Raw genomic sequence first — 16061 nt, forward strand, 5'->3', positions numbered from 1 at the left:
TCCCCTTACCGGTGGATCGGTCCTTCGGTGTCACTCAGAGCCCGCCCAGATCCTCCCGAGGTTTCCGCAATGATTTGCGCTGCAATGGATATCGCGGTCTCTTCGGGTGTGCGGGCATTGAGGTCCAGGCCCAGCGGGCTGCGCAAGCGCCGCAACTGATCGTCGGTGACGCCTTCCTCACGCAGGCGGGCCGCCCGCTCGGTGTGGGTGCGGCGCGAGCCCAGCGCGCCGACGAATGCCACCGATGCTGTCGTCAGCGCCGCCGCCAGCATCGGCACATCGAACTTCGGATCGTGGGTGAGCACGCACACCACGGTGCGCCCGTCGACGCGCCCGGCCGCCACCTCGGCGCGCAGGTATCGGTGCGGCCAGTCGACCACCACCTCGTGGGCGTGCGGAAACTGCGCCGGTGTCGCGAACACTTCACGCGCATCGACGACCGTCACACGGTAACCCAGTTGGGTTCCCGTGTGGCTCAACGCCCGTACAAAGGCGTTGGCCCCTGCCAGGATCATCCGCGGCGGTGCTCCGAACGCCTGCACAAACACCCGTGGCCGCGCCGATTGATCGGGCTCACAGCGATCGGCACCCGCCACCGCGCTGCGCCCCGCCCGCACCAACGACGCGATGGTGCCGTCGATCTGCGGCCACGGCGCCGACTCACCCGGCCGCACCAGAGCCCAATCAGGAATTCCCGACAGTGTGCTCACCAACGCCACCGGCTCCCCCGCTTCGATCAGCGCACGCAGCCGACGTAGCAGCGGCAGTTTGTCGGAGTCCACACTTTCGGTGACGACTTCGATCTCACCACCGCAGGTGAGTCCGGGAGCAATACCGTCGTCGACACCGAACCGCTCACTCACACACAGCCCCGTCGCCAGCACGTCACGCGCGGTCTCGATGACCGCAGCCTCCACGCATCCACCGGACAGCGATCCGATGACCGCCGAATCGGCCGTCACGAGCATCGCTGCACCGGGTTCACGCGGAGTCGCACCGCTGACCTCCACGACGCGTGCCAGGGCGACAGCGCCACCGCCCTCGAGCAGGCAGATCAGATCACCGAGCACGTTCTTCATGAGGACCCTCCCGCCACAGATGCGTTGATGGCCTGCCACACGCGTGCCGCGTTCATCGGCAGGCGGTGCATCCGAACCCCAACGGCGTCACGGATCGCGTTGGCCAGTGCGGGGGCCACCGGGTTGTACGGGGACTCACTCATCGACTTGGCTCCCAGCGGCCCCAACGCGTCATAGGTGTCGGCGAAGTAGACCTCGGTATCGGGCAGATCCACCAGTCGCGGAATGTGATAGTTGCGCAGCGCCGTGGTGCTGACAAAGCCGTCCTGCACCAGGATCTCTTCGTAGAGCGCAGAACCGATGGCCTGCGCCACACCACCTTCCACCTGGCCACGGCACTGCTGCGGGTTGATGACCACCCCCGCGTCGGCGGTCTGTATCGATTGCAGGATGCGCACGGTGCCCGTTCCCGGATGCACGCCGACGCGGAATGCCTGGACGTTGAAGGCGACCGATCGGGGCGTGCCCTCATGGCGGCCCAGCGCGGCTAACGGCTCCGGTGCCGAGCCCGCGATATCGACCAGCCCCAGCAGCTCTCGGCCGATTCGCACGCCGTCGGGTCCCAACACGCACTGCGATTCCGGTACCGCCAACTTCGCCGCGGCAAACCGGATAATCTTGTCGCGCAACAGCTCTGCCGCTCGGTGCACGGCCAGGCCTGCGACGGTGGTGCCGGCCGAGCCGAAGGCACCGGTGTCGTGGCCCACCCCGTCGGTATCGGCCTGGTGAATGTCGACCTGGCCCGGTGCACATCCCAGCACCGCAGCCGCGAGCTGCGCGTGCACAGTGGTGGTGCCGTTGCCGAATTCGGCGGAACCCACGGTAATCCGGTAGCGCCCTTGCTCTTCCAGCTCGGCGCGCGCATCGGCCACATGCCCACGCGGCGGCACCGTCGCGATCATGGCGATGGCCATGCCCTCCCCGACCTTCCACTCCGCAGACAGGGCCGAGCCGTTATGGGCCGGATCGGCACCGCCGCGAGCCAGCGCGTCCTGCGCGAGGTCCAGACACTGATCCAGCCCGTAGCTGCCGAACTCCAGGTCGTCTTCCTCCACTTCCCAGCTGACAAACGGGTCTCCCGGGACGATGGCGTTGCGGCGACGGAACTCGAACGGGTCGATGCCGAGTTCACGTGCCAGCTCATCAAGGGCCGATTCGATACCGAACAGCACCTGCCCCAGCCCGTAGCCACGGAACGCACCGGACGGAATGTTGTTGGTGTACACGGCCTGCGCGTCGACGCGTTTGTTGGCACAGCGGTATTGGGCCATCGACTCATTACAGCCATGGAACATCACCCCGACGCTGTGGTTGCCGTAGGCCCCGGCATCGGAGAGCACGTCGACGGCCAGGGCGGTTAGCACCCCGTCGGGTCCGGCCGCGGCGGTCACGTTCACCCGCATGGGGTGACGGCACGGCGCGATGGTGAATTGGTCGGTGCGGCTGAACTCATAGACCGCGGGTGCCCCGGTGACACGCACCGCCAGTAGCACCAAGTCTTCGGTGAGCATCTCCTGTTTGGCGCCGAACCCGCCACCGACGCGCGGTGCGAACACCCGAACCTGTTCGCGTGCAAGGCCGAAAACATGACACAGCTCGTCGCGCACCAGGAACGGGACCTGACTACTGGTGCGCAGCACATAACGCCCGCGCTCGTCCTGCCAGCCCACCGCGCCGTGGGTTTCCAGGTGCACGTGCTGCACACGCGCCGTCTGCCAGCTGCCGCTGACCACCGCCCCCGATTCCCTGGCCCGGGTCACCGCGGCCTCGACATCACCGACCTCACCGTGCACCTCGGCGACCAGATTGCGTGCAGGGTCGGCGATCCTGGCGCCGGGCCCCTTATCCCCATGCACCATGTGTGCGCCGGGCTGCTGCGCCAGCTCCGGATCGAAGATCGCCGGCAGTACCTCGTACTCGATGTCGATGTGCTCAAGCGCCCGGTGCGCGATGGTCGGCGAGTCCGCCACCACCGCGGCGACGCGCTGTCCCGCGAACCGCAGTACACGGTCGAAAATCAGTGTGTCGTCGGGGTCGTCGGTGCGCTCGTGATGGCGTGCGGTGGAGAACGGCACACCTGGGTCGTCGCGATAACACAGCACCGCGCGCACCCCCGGCACGTCGCGGGCCTTCTGGGTGTCGATCCGGGTGACACGGGCCGACGGGTGCGGGCTGCCCAGCACCGCGATATGCCCTACCCCGGCGGGCAGCTGGTCCATGGTGTACGGCTCGGTGCCGGTCACCACCTTCGCCGCTGCAGGGGCACTGACGACCCCTTGCGGGGGCGCCGCACCGCAGATGGCGGCGCGAATAGGCCGGTAACCGGTGCACCGACACAGGTTGCCTTTCAACGCATTTCCCAGGTCTTCGGTCTGATCCTCGGTGAGCGTCGCCGCCGTCAACACCATTCCGGCGGTGCAGAATCCGCATTGGAATCCGGCATGGCCGATGAAGCCGCGCTGCATGGGATGCAGGCCCTGCTCGTCCCCGAGGCCACGCACGGTGAGGATCTCGGCATCGGTGACGCGATGTGCGGGCACGATGCACGAGTGTTGCGATGCCCCGTCCACCAGCACCGTGCAGGCACCGCAATCACCTGCGTCGCAACCCTTTTTGACCTCGGTGTGGCCGTGTTCGCGCAGGAAGGTGCGCAGGCACTGCCCGGGTCGGGGGCTGGTGTCGATGATGTGACCGTTGACCTTCACGGGCGGCCTCCGGTCAGCTCGTCAGCGACCTCGCGGGCCAGTTGGGAGGTGACCGCACGCCGCCAGTCGGCGGTGCCGTGAGCATCGGTATGGAACTGCGCGCCCGGGATGGCCGCCGCGGCCCGCGCGACACGTTCCGGTTCAGCGGGAACCCGCAGCACGATTGGCCTACGCGTTGCGGCCGAGACCCCGAGCACGATGTCGCGGCCGTGGAGGCGCCCGGTCACCAATGCACCGGAGCGCCCCAGCACCGAGTACGCGACCTTGCGCAGCGTGGTCCGTTGCGTGAGCGCCGCGGCGGGAAAGATGATGGCACGCAACACATCACCGGGGCGCAATACGGTCGTGTTGATATCGGTCACGAAGTCGATAACGGCGCAGCGTTCGTCGGTTCCGTCGCGGCGCCAGATGAGTAGCTCTGCATCCAGGGCAGCGCACAGCGAGATCATCGCCCCCGCAGGCAGGGCCAGGCAGATGTTGCCGCCGACTGTCGCGGCGCGCCAGATCTTGAAGGAGGCCAGCAGGGCACGCGCGCACTGCCCGAAAAGGACGGTGGCCTGCCATTCGGGTGGATATGTGGCAGTGACCAGTCGTTCGATGCTGCAGGTGGCCGCTACCTGCAGGCCCTCTTCGGTCACCACCAGGTCCGGCCAGCGCATACCGGCGAGGTCGACCAAACGCCGCAACCCCGGCTGCGGCTGACTCATCAGCCACGTGCCGCCCGCCAGCACGCCGTCCTGCGTCCCGAGACCGCCCAGATCAGCGCGGTCCCGCGGAATCAGCACCGAGTCGATGGTGTGCAAATCCATCAGCGCACCCTGCCCATCAATCCATGATGCGCCGCCTGCACCGCGGCCGCGATCTGATCGGTGTCCACCGTCAGCATCTGCCCGTCCCTGACGATGGGTCGGCCGCCCACCCACGAACATTTCACGGGCGGTACCTCACCCAGCACCAATGCGGCCACCGGATCATCGATTCCGCGGTGTCCCAGCGTGCGCAGGTCCCACAACACCAGATCGGCGTACTTACCGACCTCTATAGAACCGATCTCGTCGGCACGGCCCAGGAGGCGGGCCCCTCCCAACGTCGCCAGCTCCAGCGCGGTACGCGTGCTCAGCGCCGTGGGCCCTCCGACCGCGCGGGCGAACAGCAGCGCCTGGTGCGCCTCCTCCAGCATCCGCCCCGACTCATTGGAAGCAGCGCCGTCCACGCCCAGACCCACCGGTACCCCCGCTGCCAGCAGCTCCCGGGTGCGGGCGATTCCGGCGCCCAGGCGCCCGTTGGAGGTCGGGCAGTGCGCGATTCCGGTTCCCGTGCTGGCCAGCCGGGCGACGGCCGCGTCGTCGAAGTGAATACCGTGCGCGAACCACACATCGGGTCCCAGCCAGCCCAGCTCGTCCATGTAGTCCAGGGGGCTGCAGCCAAACCGCTGGGCACAGTAGTCGGTCTCGTCCTGGGTCTCGGCCAGGTGAGTGTGCATACGCACACCGCGCTCGCGGGCCAACACCGCCGTCTGCCGCAACAGCTCGGTTGTCACCGAGAACGGCGAGCAGGGGGCCAGCCCGATGCGCACCATCGATCCCGGTGCCGGGTCATGCCAGCGTTCGACGGCCGCAGCGCTGGCCTCCAGGGCGGTGTCGATCGACTCCACCAGAACATCGGGCGGCAGGCCGCCGGCCGACTGCCCCAGGTCCATCGACCCGCGTGTCGGGTCGAACCGCAGGCCGACCTCCCGCGCCGCCTCGATCTCGGCTTCCAGCAGATCACCTGCGCCCGAAGGGAACACGTAGTGGTGATCGGTGGTGGTGGTACATCCCGACAACGCCAGCCAACTCAACGCACCCTGCGCCGCCACATGCAGACCATCGGCATCGATACCCGCCCACACCGGATACAGGGCGCTAAGCCATTGGAAGAGTGTGTGATCGGCGGCAAGCCCGCGGGTGATCCACTGATAAAGGTGGTGGTGTGTGTTGACCAGCCCGGGTGTGAGCAGACAGCCACGACCATCCACATGTTCGATGCCGGGCAGCGCCTGCCAGGGGTTCTGCTGACCGGCGTGCAGTATCGCGGCGATCAGATTGCCGTCGATGACCACAGTCGCGCTGTCGAGCTCACGACCGTCGCGATCTACGGTGGCCACGAATACATTCTCGATCAACGTAATTGGACTCATCGGCGGGACCTGCCGGTACCCCTTGGGCTGCGGACCTGACGTGCGATGTGCACTATGGTGCGATGGACCCGATTGCCGCCACCGTCTACCGCGGGCATATCTTCCACATCGCGGGCTCCCCCGGTGTCGCCGATGCCGCCGCGCACCTGCAGTCGATCCCCGATGGCGTGCTGGCGGTCAGCTCCGACGGTGTGATCGCGTACTGCGGCACCTATACCGAACTGCCGCAGGCATATTCCGCGTGGCCGGTGCGCGATCATCGCCCCGGTTTCCTGCTCCCAGGCTTCGTCGACACCCACATGCACTTCCCGCAGACCTACTGCACCGATTCCTATGGCGGCGGCCAACTGCTGGAGTGGCTGCAGCGCTGCATCTTTCCGGCAGAGGCCCGTTTGGCCGATCCGGTGCTCGCCCAGCACACCGCCGAAACCTTTTGCCGGCGCCGCATCGCCGTCGGTACCACGGCCGCGATGGTGATGGGCTCGGCATTCCCCGACGCGCAGGCCGCCTTGTTCACGGCGACACGCACCGCGGGCCTGCGGATGGTCAGCGGACGCGGCGTGCAGACCACCGGGCCCGACAGTGCCGCGCCGCTGCTCACCACCACCGAGCGCGCAATCCAGCTCTGTGCCGACGAAATCGAGCGCTGGCATGGCGGCCCGCTCACCGACGTGGCGCTGGTGCCCCGGTTCTCGCTGTCTGTCACGCCCGATACCCTCGCCGCGCTTGGCGAGCTGTACGACGGGGTGCGCGGCAGCGGCGTCTACTTCCATTCGCACCTCAACGAGAACGCCCGGCCCGGCACCGGTGAGGTGGACGTCACTCTCTCCACGTTCGGGGTGAGCAGCTATCTGGATACCTATGACGGTCATTTCCTGCCCGGCTCTCGCAAGGGCGGCTCAACCCTGTTGGGCCGCAGGAGCATCCTGGCGCACGCCGTGCATTGCCAGGATGCCGAACTGGCACGCATGGCCGAAACCGGTTCCGCCATCGCGCATTGCCCTACCTCACAACTGTTCCTGGGCTCCGGGACCATGCCGTGGCGCCGGACCGTCGAGAGCGGAGTCACCATCGCTCTGGGCACCGATGTGGGCGGTGGCGATGAATGGCTGATGACGCGTGTACTGAACGACTGCTTCAAAGTCCATATGTCCGAACCGGCGTCGGCCGCGGTGTCCCTGCATCCCGCCGAGCTGTTGTTCACCGCCACCCTTGCCGGGGCCCGCGCGCTGGACCGCGAGGAAACGTTTGGCAACCTGGACGAAGGCAAGGACGCAGACTTCCTGATCATCGATCCACACCGATGGGAACCGTTAGCCGACACCCTCTTCCGTGGCGTCCGGTCTGACGATGAGCAGTTGGCCACCGAACAGCTGCTGTTCCGGCTGCTGATGGGGCTACGCGAACCGGCCATCAGCTCGGTGCGGGTGCGTGGGCGCGATATCACCGGCTACCTCGACCGCGACTGCTAGACCAGCCAGGCCAGATGCGGGTCCCAGGCCGGCCCGGCCTCCGGAGCGTCGTCGCGGGTCACGATGGCCTGGATGAGCCCGTACGGACGCTCGTCTGCGTGGAAAACCTCATTGGGATTCTCCAGCCCGAACGGTGACAGGTCGTACACGAAGTGGTGCTTGTTGGGTGCCGAGAGCCGAACCTCGGCGATCAGCGGATACGCCTCCAGGATCGCCTTGCCGATCTCGTACAGCGTCTGCTGCAGGGCCAGCGAATGCACGGTGGCGAAGCGCTCCAGAATGATCCGCTTGACCCCCAGATACGTCTCATCCCAGTCGATATCGGTACCGACAAAGCGCCATTTGGCCACCAGCGAGGTGGCCATCACCCGGTCACTGGTGGGCTGCAGGATTGTGTACTTGTCCTCAAGAAAATCGTGAAACTCCGAACCCGTCGACTTCAGCACGACCAGGTCTTTGAGACCACCGATCACCCAGCTCCGCTGCGCCGCACCCACACCGTCAACGGTGATCTCCGCGGTACGCACCTCCTGCCCCTTGCGAACCCAACTGTGGTCATGCTCGCGCCCGTCGACAACGACTCTCTCCCAGGCATATTCGTCGATCTCGATCCGCGCACCGATCACCGGTTCGTACTCGTCCACAAAGTGATGCGCCAAGTCCAGGCCGTATCGCTCGATGGTCTCTATGCCCTTCTCCTTGGCGTAGGCATAGATGGTCTGCTTCTGGCTGTCGGTGGGCAGCACCTTGCGCTGATCGCCGTCTGTGTAGGCCGCGGCGAAATCCCCACGCAGCGCGCTGCCGACGTTGAGGTCCTTGATCTCGTGACGCGGGCTGTCGCGATAGATCCTGACTACCCGATTCTCGGCTTTGCCGTACTGATTGCCTCCGAGGACGATTGCCACTGGTGCGTTTCCTTTCTCAGCTGCCGCGATAGGTGGAGTAGGCGTACGGGCTCAGCAGCAACGGGACATGCAGATGCCCACCACCGTCCGCCTGGAAACTGATGATCACTTCCGGGTAGAAACCCTCGATCCCGTTGTCGGTGAACCAGGTACCGGTGTCGAACACCAGCCGGTACCGCCCAGCGGCCAGCACCGCACCAGTAAGGTCGGCGATCCTGCCGTCGGAATCGGTTGTGCGGCTAGCCAGCTCGGTGCCCGCATCGTCCAGAAGCGTCACCGGCACGCCCCGCGCCGGTCGCCCGGATACCGCGTCCAGCACATGGGTACTCAAACCCGTCACAATCCACCTTCCGTCTCGACGTCATCGGCATGCCTGCCCGCCGGACCCAGCATCCGCTCCAGGCGGCTGCGATTGATCTTTCCCAATTCCATTCTCATCACCCGGCGCTCGTGCTGCGGGTCGTTCTTGAGCCGCTCCTCCAGGATCGCCAGTAGCTCCTCGGCAGGCCTACCATTCGCAAAGACCAGGTACACGTAGCCGAACCGCTCCTCATACTCGGCATTGCATTCCCGCAGACGCTCCAGTACCGCGGCGTCAGCACCGGTGACTCCCGACTGCTCGCGGCGCGACGCCGCATTATCGGCCCGCTCCCCGATCCGTGGGTGCCCGTCGAGCGCCTCGTCCACATCCGCGTCGGTCAGCTCGGCCAAAATCAGATCTGCCCGGTGGTACAGCGCGTCCTCATCGCGGAATGGCCGGCCTGCAGCGACCCGCACTGCCCAGATCCGCGACGCGCAGCACTCGTAGAGCCAGTGGATCGCCTGGCCGTCGCTGAGCTCGTTGAAACTCTCGATCCCCCGCCAATCAACGCGCCGCATGGAAGTCCTCGAAGCGCCCGAAGCGGGCCGTCGTGATGGGGTTGGCGTCGGCCACCAGATCATCGAACCGGTAATTGGCGATCTTGGCGATCTCGATGAGGGCGAACGACCGCTCGCTGGTCGTGGAGTTCTCCATGCGGCTCCACCCATTGCGCAGCACCCGCTCATAGCGCTCGGTCTCGCGCGCGCAGATCACCAGTGGAAAACCGAAATGCTCGCGATAGGCATTGGCCAGGCTCACCACGTTGTTCAGCTCGCCCTCGTCGAGAGTCTGCAAAATGGTGTGGTCGACGGCCGTCATCTCTCCAGCTTCGTCCTCGGCGCCCAAATCGGGGAACGATCTGATCAGTTCAAGCTGTTCCTCGTCACTACCGGTGAGCATCGCCTCCTGGAAAGCGCTGCGTAGATCGTGTGCGTCGGCGAAGGGACGCTGTCGGTAGGCACGATCGACAACCCAGTGCACGTCTTGGACAAGTGCGCCGAAGGTGCGACGGAACTCGTCCAACGTCATCTCGTTGACCTGTGCGAGCCGGATGGCGCCGCCGCCCGCGACCGCAATACCCCGGCTTCCGGTATGGAAGAACAACAGATTCAAGGCGATCGCGGTGATAGCGCCCATGGTGATACCGGTGCTGAACGGGATTTGCAGCAGCCCCGGTACGGCCTGGTCGATTCCCGGGAGCGCGGGAACCGCGATACCGCGCCCGTGGTCCAGGACAGTTGACGGGCCCGAGGACTGAGAGAACTGCACGTACATCCCCATGGCCAGCGAGGTACTGGCGATGATCAGGTTGCGGTGGTCGTTGAAGTCGACCTTTCCCAGTGTCTGGATGCCGACGACGGCCACCGTCGCGAACAAGGTCATCGCGGCCCCGCCCAGTACCGGAGCCGGGATCGACTCCACGATCTTGGCGGTCTTGGGCAGCACACCCAACACCATCATGATCACCCCGGCTGTCGCTACCACCCAACGACTCTTGACCCCGGTGAGGCGCACCAGCCCGACGTTCTCCGAGAACGCCGTGTAGGGGAACGAGTTGAAAGTGCCCCCGATCATGGTGGCAATGCCGTCGGCGCGCACCGTGGCGGCGATATCCGCGCCGCGCACCCGCTTGCCGACGATCTCGGCGGTGGCGAAGACGGCGCCGGTGGATTCGACGGCGGTCACCATCAGCACCACGATCAGCGACACCACCGCAATAACGTCGAAGCGCGGGGCACCGAATGCGAACGGCGAGGTGAAGCCGATCCAGGCCGCCTCACCCACCCGCGTGAAATCGGTGTCACCGGCAATCCAGGCGATGGCGGTACCGGCAACCAGACCCAGCAGCACCGCGATGGTGCTCCAGAAGCCCCGGAAGAACCTCTGCATCAACACGATCAGCACGATGGTGCCTACCGCATACATGAGCCAACGCCCGTTTCCGGGATCATGCGCGGCGACGGGGCTGTGCGGGTTGCGGACGGCGTCACCGATGCCCACCGGCAGCAGCGACACCCCGATGATCGTGATGACCGAGCCGGTCACGATCGGCGGGAAGAAGCGGATGAGACGGGCGAAGAATGGCGCGATGAGAAACGTGAACGCACCCGCCGCGATGACGGCACCGTAGACGGTGAGCAGTCCCACCCTGCCGCCGCCGTGGTCGTTGGCGATCTTGATCACCGGGGCCAGGGTCGCGAAGGTGACTCCTTGGAGCAGCGGCAGCCGCACACCGATCTTCCAGAACCCGACCGCTTGCAGGATCGAGGCAATACCGCAGGTGAACAGGTCTGCGGTGATCAACATGGTCAGCGCCTCGGCGTCCAGGTCGATGGCACGCGCGATGAGCAGCGGCACCAGCACCGCCCCGGCGTAGAACGCGATCACATGCTGGATGCCCAAGGTGACGAGCTTGCCCGCGGCGGGCACCTCATCGACGGGATGGACTCTCCTCATCGCAGAACCTCCCTGCCTCGGTGCGTCCGCGCTTACCTGCCGACCGCCGAAGCGACGCTAGATCGAACGTGTTGCGGCCAGGTTGCCGGATGTCTATATCTTCCCGGCGGCTCGCCACGCTACGTCTCCGCGATCACATCCAATTGTCCTGCGGCAGCGACTATCACCGACTCCAGGCGGTCGTGGTGGGTGGCTGCGACGGCCAGCAGAGCCTCCGTATCGCGCCTTGCCACCGCTGTGATCATCGCCTCATGGTCGGCGTGTAGCCGCAGCTGATCCGACGCGGAAACCGTCCGCATCACCTGGAACGGTTCGGTCAGATTCCAGGTGGCCTCGAACATGTGCAAGAGGCGGTGCATGCCGCAGGGAATCACCAGTGCGCGGTGAAAACACCGGGAATGCAGATGAAATGCACGCGCATCGCCTTCAATGGTTGCCTGTTGCAGCAGCTCGTGTTCGGCCAGCGCTCGATCCAGGTCCTCCGAGGTTGCCAGCGCTGCCGCCTGTGCCAGCGCGGCACGCTCGAGAACGCCTCGGGTGAAATAGATCTCACGAAGTTCCGGCAGCGTGAGCTGAGCCACCCGGTATCCGCCATTGGCCCGATGATTGACAAGTCCTTCGGCGACAAGGGTCTTGAGTGCTTCCCGCACCGGGATCGGGCTGATCTGGTACGTGTCGGCCACCTCGTTGATGGGGATCATCGAGCCCGGTGGCGCGGCACCGTCCAGGATGGCCCGCCGCAGCCCGTCGAGCACGCTCGTCTGGTCATGCCCGGACCGATTGGCACGCAGCTCGTTGATCAGCCTCCGGTAGCGGAACGTACGTGACATTCGCCCTCCATCGCCGTCGTCTCACACCCGATCTTCCCAGCGCTCGCGCCAGGCCGCCATCGCTGGCGACACAGAGTTAACGCGAACGTTTCATGACGCGGTGCACTGTGACAACGCCACACCCCGCACCCTACGCGGGCGACGTACCCTGTGGGCCATGCGGATACGCGTCATCAATCCCAATACCACCGAGGCCATGACGAAGGCCATCGGCGTGGTGGCGGAGTCGGCGGCCTGGCCGGGAACCAGCATCACCGCCGTCAACCCGGCGATGGGGCCGGTATCGATAGAGAGCCATTACGACGAGGCGTTGAGTGTGCCCGGTGTGCTGGCCGAAATCCGCCGTGCCGAAATCGAAGGCGCCGACGGGTATGTACTCGCATGCTTCGGCGATCCCGGCCTCGATGCGGCCCGGGAACTTGCCACCGGTCCGGTGCTCGGTATCGCCGAGGCCGCCATGCACATGGCCACTCACCTGGGCCGGGGGTTCAGTGTGGTCACCACGCTGGAACGCACCGCCGGGCGCGCCTGGGATCTGGCCGAACGCTATGGGATGTCACGTTTCTGCCGGGGCGTGCACGGTTGCGATATCGCGGTGCTCGACTTGGAAACCAATCCCCAGACCAAGGACATTCTCATAGAACTATGCCGCCGCGCGGCCCGCGACGACGGCAGCGAGGTGATCGTGCTGGGCTGCGCGGGAATGGCCGGGCTGTGCCGGGATATCTCGGCGGAGATCGGACTCCCAGTAATCGATGGCGTGGCGGCCGCGGTGAACCTGGTGCAATCGTTGGTGTCGATGGGCCTGCGTAAATCCGGGCACGGCGAGTTCGCCACACCTCCGGTCAAACCCTATGCCGGACTATTGGATTCGTTCGGGTCGATACCGGCGGGGTGAATCCGGCGCCAATGCTCGGCGATGTCGAGTCGTCTGGCGATCCACACCCCCTCATGAGCTTGTACGTGGTCGAGAAACCGCTCGAGCGCAACCGTGCGTGCCGGCCGGCCCACCAGCCGGCAATGTAAACCCACCGACAGCATCTTCGGGCTGCCCGCCTCCCCCTCGGCGTACAGACAATCGAAGGCATCACGCAGATGGGTGAAAAATTGTTCCCCACTGGGGAATCCGGCCGGTGAGGCGAACCGCATGTCATTCGTGTCCAGGGTGTAGGGCACCACCAGGTGATCGATCACACCGCCGTGGGCTGGCACCCGAACCCAGTACGGCAGATCATCGGCGTACGAGTCGGAGTCGTAGGTGAACCCCCCGTGCTCGACCACCAGCTGCCGGGTCTGTGGGGAATCTCGCCCCGTGTACCACCCCAGGGGCGCCGCGCCGGTGAGCTCGCGCACGATCTGAACCGCCTGTGCCATGTGCTCACGTTCGATATCCGGCGACACCAACTGATAGGACTGCCAGCGCAGCCCGTGACAGGCAATCTCGTGCCCAAGCTCACCGAACGCGGCCACCGCCTCCGGATTGCGCTGCAAAGCTCGCGCCACGGCGAAGACGGTCAGCGGCAGGCCACGGCGCTCGAAGACCCTCAAGACGCGCCAGAGACCGGCCCGTGAGCCGTATTCGTACAGCGATTCCATGCTCATGTGCCGGTTGGGGAATGCCTCGGCCGGGACCATCTCCGAGAGAAATGTCTCCGACCCCACCGAGCCATCCAGGACGTTGTTTTCCGCGCCCTCTTCGTAGTTGAGCACGAACTGCACCGCGATCCGCGCCTCGCCGGGCCAGCGCGGATGTGGCGGCGTGCGCCCGTAACCCACCATGTCGCGGGGTGTCGCCTGTCCAGCCTCGTTATGAGCCATCGTGCGCACGATAGTAGGCGGCCCGATTCACCGCATCGAATCACGTTCCGGTGGATCGATTCTGATCCGGGAAAATATTGTTTCCGCGCAACACGGTGGCAACACCGGCCGCTTAGTTTCGGGTGTCACCAGCTTTCCTGGCTGGTCGACATTCGGAGGAGGTTGTGTGAGCGGCACACTCACGGCTGAGGCCATCGCCCCCACCGGCGGACACGGTGCTGCCGGGGAAAGTGTGATCAAGCCCGGCTATGACCCGGCGTTGACCAATGGCGACCTGGCGCCGCTGCGGACTCAGAATTGGACCAGCTACAACTTCTTTGCGTTCTGGATGTCCGACGTACACAGTGTCGGCGGCTACGTCTTCGCGGGAAGTCTTTTCGCGCTGGGAATCTCAGCATCGCAGGTGCTGCTCGCACTGCTGGTCGGCATCGTGGCGGTGTACTGGCTGTGCAACCTGGTGGCGCGCCCTTCCCAACAGACCGGCGTGCCCTACCCGGTGACCACGCGCATCGCGTTCGGAGTGCGCGGCGCCAATCTTCCGGCCGTGATCCGCGGACTCATCGCCGTGGCCTGGTATGGCATTCAAACCTATTTGGCATCAACGGCCTTCGTGCTTCTGGCGGTGAAGTTCGAGCCCTCGCTGGGCCGCTACGCCAATGCCGACGAGTATGGCTTTCTGGGTCTGTCTTTCCTTGGCTGGGGCGGCTTCCTGCTGATGTGGGTACTGCAGGCCGCAGTCTTCTGGAACGGCATGGAGGCGATACGTAAATTCATCGACTTCTGCGGGCCCGCGGTGTATGCGGTGATGCTGGCACTTGCGCTCTATCTCGTCGTCGCGGCCGGTTGGGAAAACGTGCATTTCGGCTTGGCGTCGGGCCCGCCGAAAACGGGGTTCGCCGCAGCGGCGACGGTGCTCAGCGCGATCGCACTGGTGGTGTCGTACTTCTCGGGTCCCATGCTCAATTTCGGTGACTTCTCCCGATATGGCCGCACCTTCGACGAGGTCAAACGCGGCAATTTCCTGGGATTGCCGTTGAACTTCCTGTTCTTCGCCGTGTTGGCGGTGTGCACGGTGTCGGCCGGCGCAACGGTCATCGGACGCGGCGAGGATGGCGCCATCATCACCGACCCGGTGCTGATCGTGGACAAGATCAACAACACCACCGCGGCGGTGCTGGGCGTGCTCACCTTCGCGATCGCCACCATCGGGATCAACATCGTGGCCAACTTCGTCTCGCCCGCTTTCGATTTCTCCAATCTGGCCCCGACACGGATCAGCTGGCGTGCCGGCGGGATGATCGCGGCAGTCGGCTCGATCCTGATCACGCCCTGGAATCTCTACAACAACCCCAACACCATCCACTACACGCTCGACATTCTCGGCGCCGTGATCGGCCCACTCTTCGGAGTCCTGATCGCCGACTTCTATCTGGTGCGGGGCCGCACGGTCATCGTGGACGATCTGTTCACGCTGTCGCCGTCGGGGGCGTATTACTACCGCGGCGGTATCAACCCGGTCGCGGTGACCGCGACGGTGGTCGGTGCCGCGGTGGCCATTGCGACGGTGATCTGGGGCAGCGCGTATCTGGCCGCCTTTACCTGGTTCGTGGGCGCGGGTATCGGTTTCGCCGTCTATCTCCTCGGCATGCGATACACGCCGCGGCATCTGATTTACGGCCGGTAATCGTGGTCGCAACCATCGCCGAGATGCTCGCACGGCACCTCGATCACATCGCCGCGTGCGGCCAGGTACGGCCCGGCTCCCCGGTCGCCCGCCAGCGCGCTCGACAACGGGCCGAAATGATCCGAGCCGATGTACACCGGATGACCCGACCGACCGCCGAATGTCGCGCGGACCAGTGCCGATCGGCGGCGCTCACTGGCGTGCAGCACCGCACCGACCACCTCCGGCCCCACCGATGGCAGGTCCACCAGATGAATGAGTACCCCGGCCACATCTGTGCGCGGGTGCGCAACGTCCAGCACCGCCCGCACCGATTCCGAGACGCCGCCGCGCCACCGCGCGACGTCGATACCTCGTGCGGGCAAAGGTATCTTGGCCGGCGCAGCGCCCTGCGTCACATAGATCTCGTCGCAACCGCCCCGGTCCAGTGCGGCGATGGCCAGTTCGAGCCAGCGCCCATTCTCGGCAAGGATCTTCGGCATGCCGTAGCGGCTTCCGGCACCGGCTGCCAGCACCGCGCCGATGACGAGGCCCGTGGCGGTATCCGGTTGCATACGTCCATCGAACCGCA

Annotated in this window: 14 protein-coding genes; 3 read left to right on the forward strand and 11 right to left on the reverse strand. The window is 65.7% G+C overall.

Translation table 11 applies throughout. From position 1 onward, the window contains the following. Nucleotides 1-5: 5 nt before the first annotated feature. Genes RHO23_RS09990 through RHO23_RS10005 form a run of 4 tightly spaced genes read right to left on the reverse strand, consistent with a single transcriptional unit; the run spans nt 6 to nt 5948 of the window. Nucleotides 6-1079 (reverse strand): XdhC family protein, encoded by a 1074-nt coding sequence (locus RHO23_RS09990; protein WP_423489013.1) that lies wholly within the window; start codon nt 1077-1079, stop codon nt 6-8. After that, complete coding sequence (locus tag RHO23_RS09995; protein ID WP_423489014.1) at nt 1076-3784, reverse strand: molybdopterin-dependent oxidoreductase; 2709 nt, start codon at nt 3782-3784, stop codon at nt 1076-1078. Before RHO23_RS09995 ends, RHO23_RS09990 begins: the two co-directional genes overlap by 4 nt. After that, the gene (locus RHO23_RS10000) at nt 3781-4593 is read right to left on the reverse strand and encodes an FAD binding domain-containing protein (protein ID WP_423489015.1); all 813 of its coding nucleotides are present in this window, start codon (nt 4591-4593) and stop codon (nt 3781-3783) included. The genes RHO23_RS09995 and RHO23_RS10000 overlap by 4 nt, the downstream gene beginning before the upstream one ends. Then, nucleotides 4593-5948, reverse strand: coding sequence for an 8-oxoguanine deaminase (locus tag RHO23_RS10005; protein WP_234797242.1), 1356 nt, complete (start codon nt 5946-5948; stop codon nt 4593-4595). Before RHO23_RS10005 ends, RHO23_RS10000 begins: the two co-directional genes overlap by 1 nt. Before the next feature lie 77 nt (nt 5949-6025). Here RHO23_RS10005 and RHO23_RS10010 point away from each other — a divergent pair, with 77 nt between their 5' ends. Beyond that, nucleotides 6026-7435 (forward strand): amidohydrolase family protein, encoded by a 1410-nt coding sequence (locus RHO23_RS10010; RefSeq protein ID WP_070920103.1) that lies wholly within the window; start codon nt 6026-6028, stop codon nt 7433-7435. Here the strand turns inward: RHO23_RS10010 and pucL are convergent. The 5 genes from pucL to RHO23_RS10035 all read right to left on the reverse strand — a co-directional run bounded on the left by pucL (nt 7432) and on the right by RHO23_RS10035 (nt 11988). Then, nucleotides 7432-8340, reverse strand: a complete 909-nt coding sequence (gene pucL, locus RHO23_RS10015) for a factor-independent urate hydroxylase (protein WP_423489016.1) — start codon at nt 8338-8340, stop codon at nt 7432-7434. The genes RHO23_RS10010 and pucL overlap by 4 nt on opposite strands. Before the next feature lie 16 nt (nt 8341-8356). Continuing rightward, nucleotides 8357-8680 carry a hydroxyisourate hydrolase gene (uraH, locus tag RHO23_RS10020; protein ID WP_070941130.1) on the reverse strand — a complete coding sequence of 108 codons (324 nt, stop codon included), beginning with the start codon at nt 8678-8680 and terminating at the stop codon, nt 8357-8359. Beyond that, the gene (gene uraD / locus RHO23_RS10025; protein WP_070941131.1) at nt 8677-9219 is read right to left on the reverse strand and encodes a 2-oxo-4-hydroxy-4-carboxy-5-ureidoimidazoline decarboxylase; all 543 of its coding nucleotides are present in this window, start codon (nt 9217-9219) and stop codon (nt 8677-8679) included. The genes uraH and uraD overlap by 4 nt, the downstream gene beginning before the upstream one ends. Then, entirely contained in the window at nt 9206-11158 is a 1953-nt protein-coding gene (locus RHO23_RS10030; protein ID WP_070941132.1) for a solute carrier family 23 protein, read from the reverse strand. The genes uraD and RHO23_RS10030 overlap by 14 nt, the downstream gene beginning before the upstream one ends. A 119-nt stretch (nt 11159-11277) precedes the next feature. After that, nucleotides 11278-11988, reverse strand: a complete 711-nt coding sequence (locus RHO23_RS10035; RefSeq protein WP_423489017.1) for a GntR family transcriptional regulator — start codon at nt 11986-11988, stop codon at nt 11278-11280. Nucleotides 11989-12145: 157 nt separating this feature from the next. Between RHO23_RS10035 and RHO23_RS10040 the strand changes: the two genes are divergently transcribed. Further along, nucleotides 12146-12886, forward strand: coding sequence for an aspartate/glutamate racemase family protein (locus RHO23_RS10040; protein ID WP_070920106.1), 741 nt, complete (start codon nt 12146-12148; stop codon nt 12884-12886). On the opposite strand, the gene puuE is transcribed toward RHO23_RS10040, so the two are convergent. Next, nucleotides 12841-13767 carry an allantoinase PuuE gene (gene puuE, locus RHO23_RS10045; RefSeq protein ID WP_423489203.1) on the reverse strand — a complete coding sequence of 309 codons (927 nt, stop codon included), beginning with the start codon at nt 13765-13767 and terminating at the stop codon, nt 12841-12843. The two genes, RHO23_RS10040 and puuE, sit on opposite strands and share 46 nt — an antisense overlap. A gap of 40 nt (nt 13768-13807) precedes the next feature. On the opposite strand from puuE, the gene RHO23_RS10050 reads away from it, so the two are divergent. Then, entirely contained in the window at nt 13808-15490 is a 1683-nt protein-coding gene (locus RHO23_RS10050; protein ID WP_046254003.1) for an NCS1 family nucleobase:cation symporter-1, read from the forward strand. Here the strand turns inward: RHO23_RS10050 and RHO23_RS10055 are convergent. Further along, nucleotides 15478-16044, reverse strand: a complete 567-nt coding sequence (locus RHO23_RS10055; protein ID WP_423489018.1) for a nucleotidyltransferase family protein — start codon at nt 16042-16044, stop codon at nt 15478-15480. The two genes, RHO23_RS10050 and RHO23_RS10055, sit on opposite strands and share 13 nt — an antisense overlap. Nucleotides 16045-16061 lie beyond the last annotated feature (17 nt).

Source organism: Mycobacteroides sp. PCS013 (genome assembly GCF_049532645.1).
GTDB classification, from domain to species: domain Bacteria; phylum Actinomycetota; class Actinomycetes; order Mycobacteriales; family Mycobacteriaceae; genus Mycobacterium; species Mycobacterium gwanakae.

What these genes read in the sequence shown, in the direction of transcription:
- RHO23_RS09990 (WP_423489013.1), bottom strand. Translation starts at nt 1,079, where the DNA reads ATGAAGAACGTGCTCGGTGATCTGATCTGCCTGCTCGAGGGCGGTGGC.
- RHO23_RS10000 (WP_423489015.1), bottom strand. Translation starts at nt 4,593, where the DNA reads ATGGATTTGCACACCATCGACTCGGTGCTGATTCCGCGGGACCGCGCT.
- RHO23_RS10010 (WP_070920103.1), top strand. Translation starts at nt 6,026, where the DNA reads ATGGACCCGATTGCCGCCACCGTCTACCGCGGGCATATCTTCCACATC.
- uraD (WP_070941131.1), bottom strand. Translation starts at nt 9,219, where the DNA reads ATGCGGCGCGTTGATTGGCGGGGGATCGAGAGTTTCAACGAGCTCAGC.
- RHO23_RS10030 (WP_070941132.1), bottom strand. Translation starts at nt 11,158, where the DNA reads ATGAGGAGAGTCCATCCCGTCGATGAGGTGCCCGCCGCGGGCAAGCTC.
- RHO23_RS10035 (WP_423489017.1), bottom strand. Translation starts at nt 11,988, where the DNA reads ATGTCACGTACGTTCCGCTACCGGAGGCTGATCAACGAGCTGCGTGCC.
- RHO23_RS10040 (WP_070920106.1), top strand. Translation starts at nt 12,146, where the DNA reads ATGCGGATACGCGTCATCAATCCCAATACCACCGAGGCCATGACGAAG.
- puuE (WP_423489203.1), bottom strand. Translation starts at nt 13,767, where the DNA reads ATGGTGGGTTACGGGCGCACGCCGCCACATCCGCGCTGGCCCGGCGAG.
- RHO23_RS10055 (WP_423489018.1), bottom strand. Translation starts at nt 16,044, where the DNA reads ATGCAACCGGATACCGCCACGGGCCTCGTCATCGGCGCGGTGCTGGCA.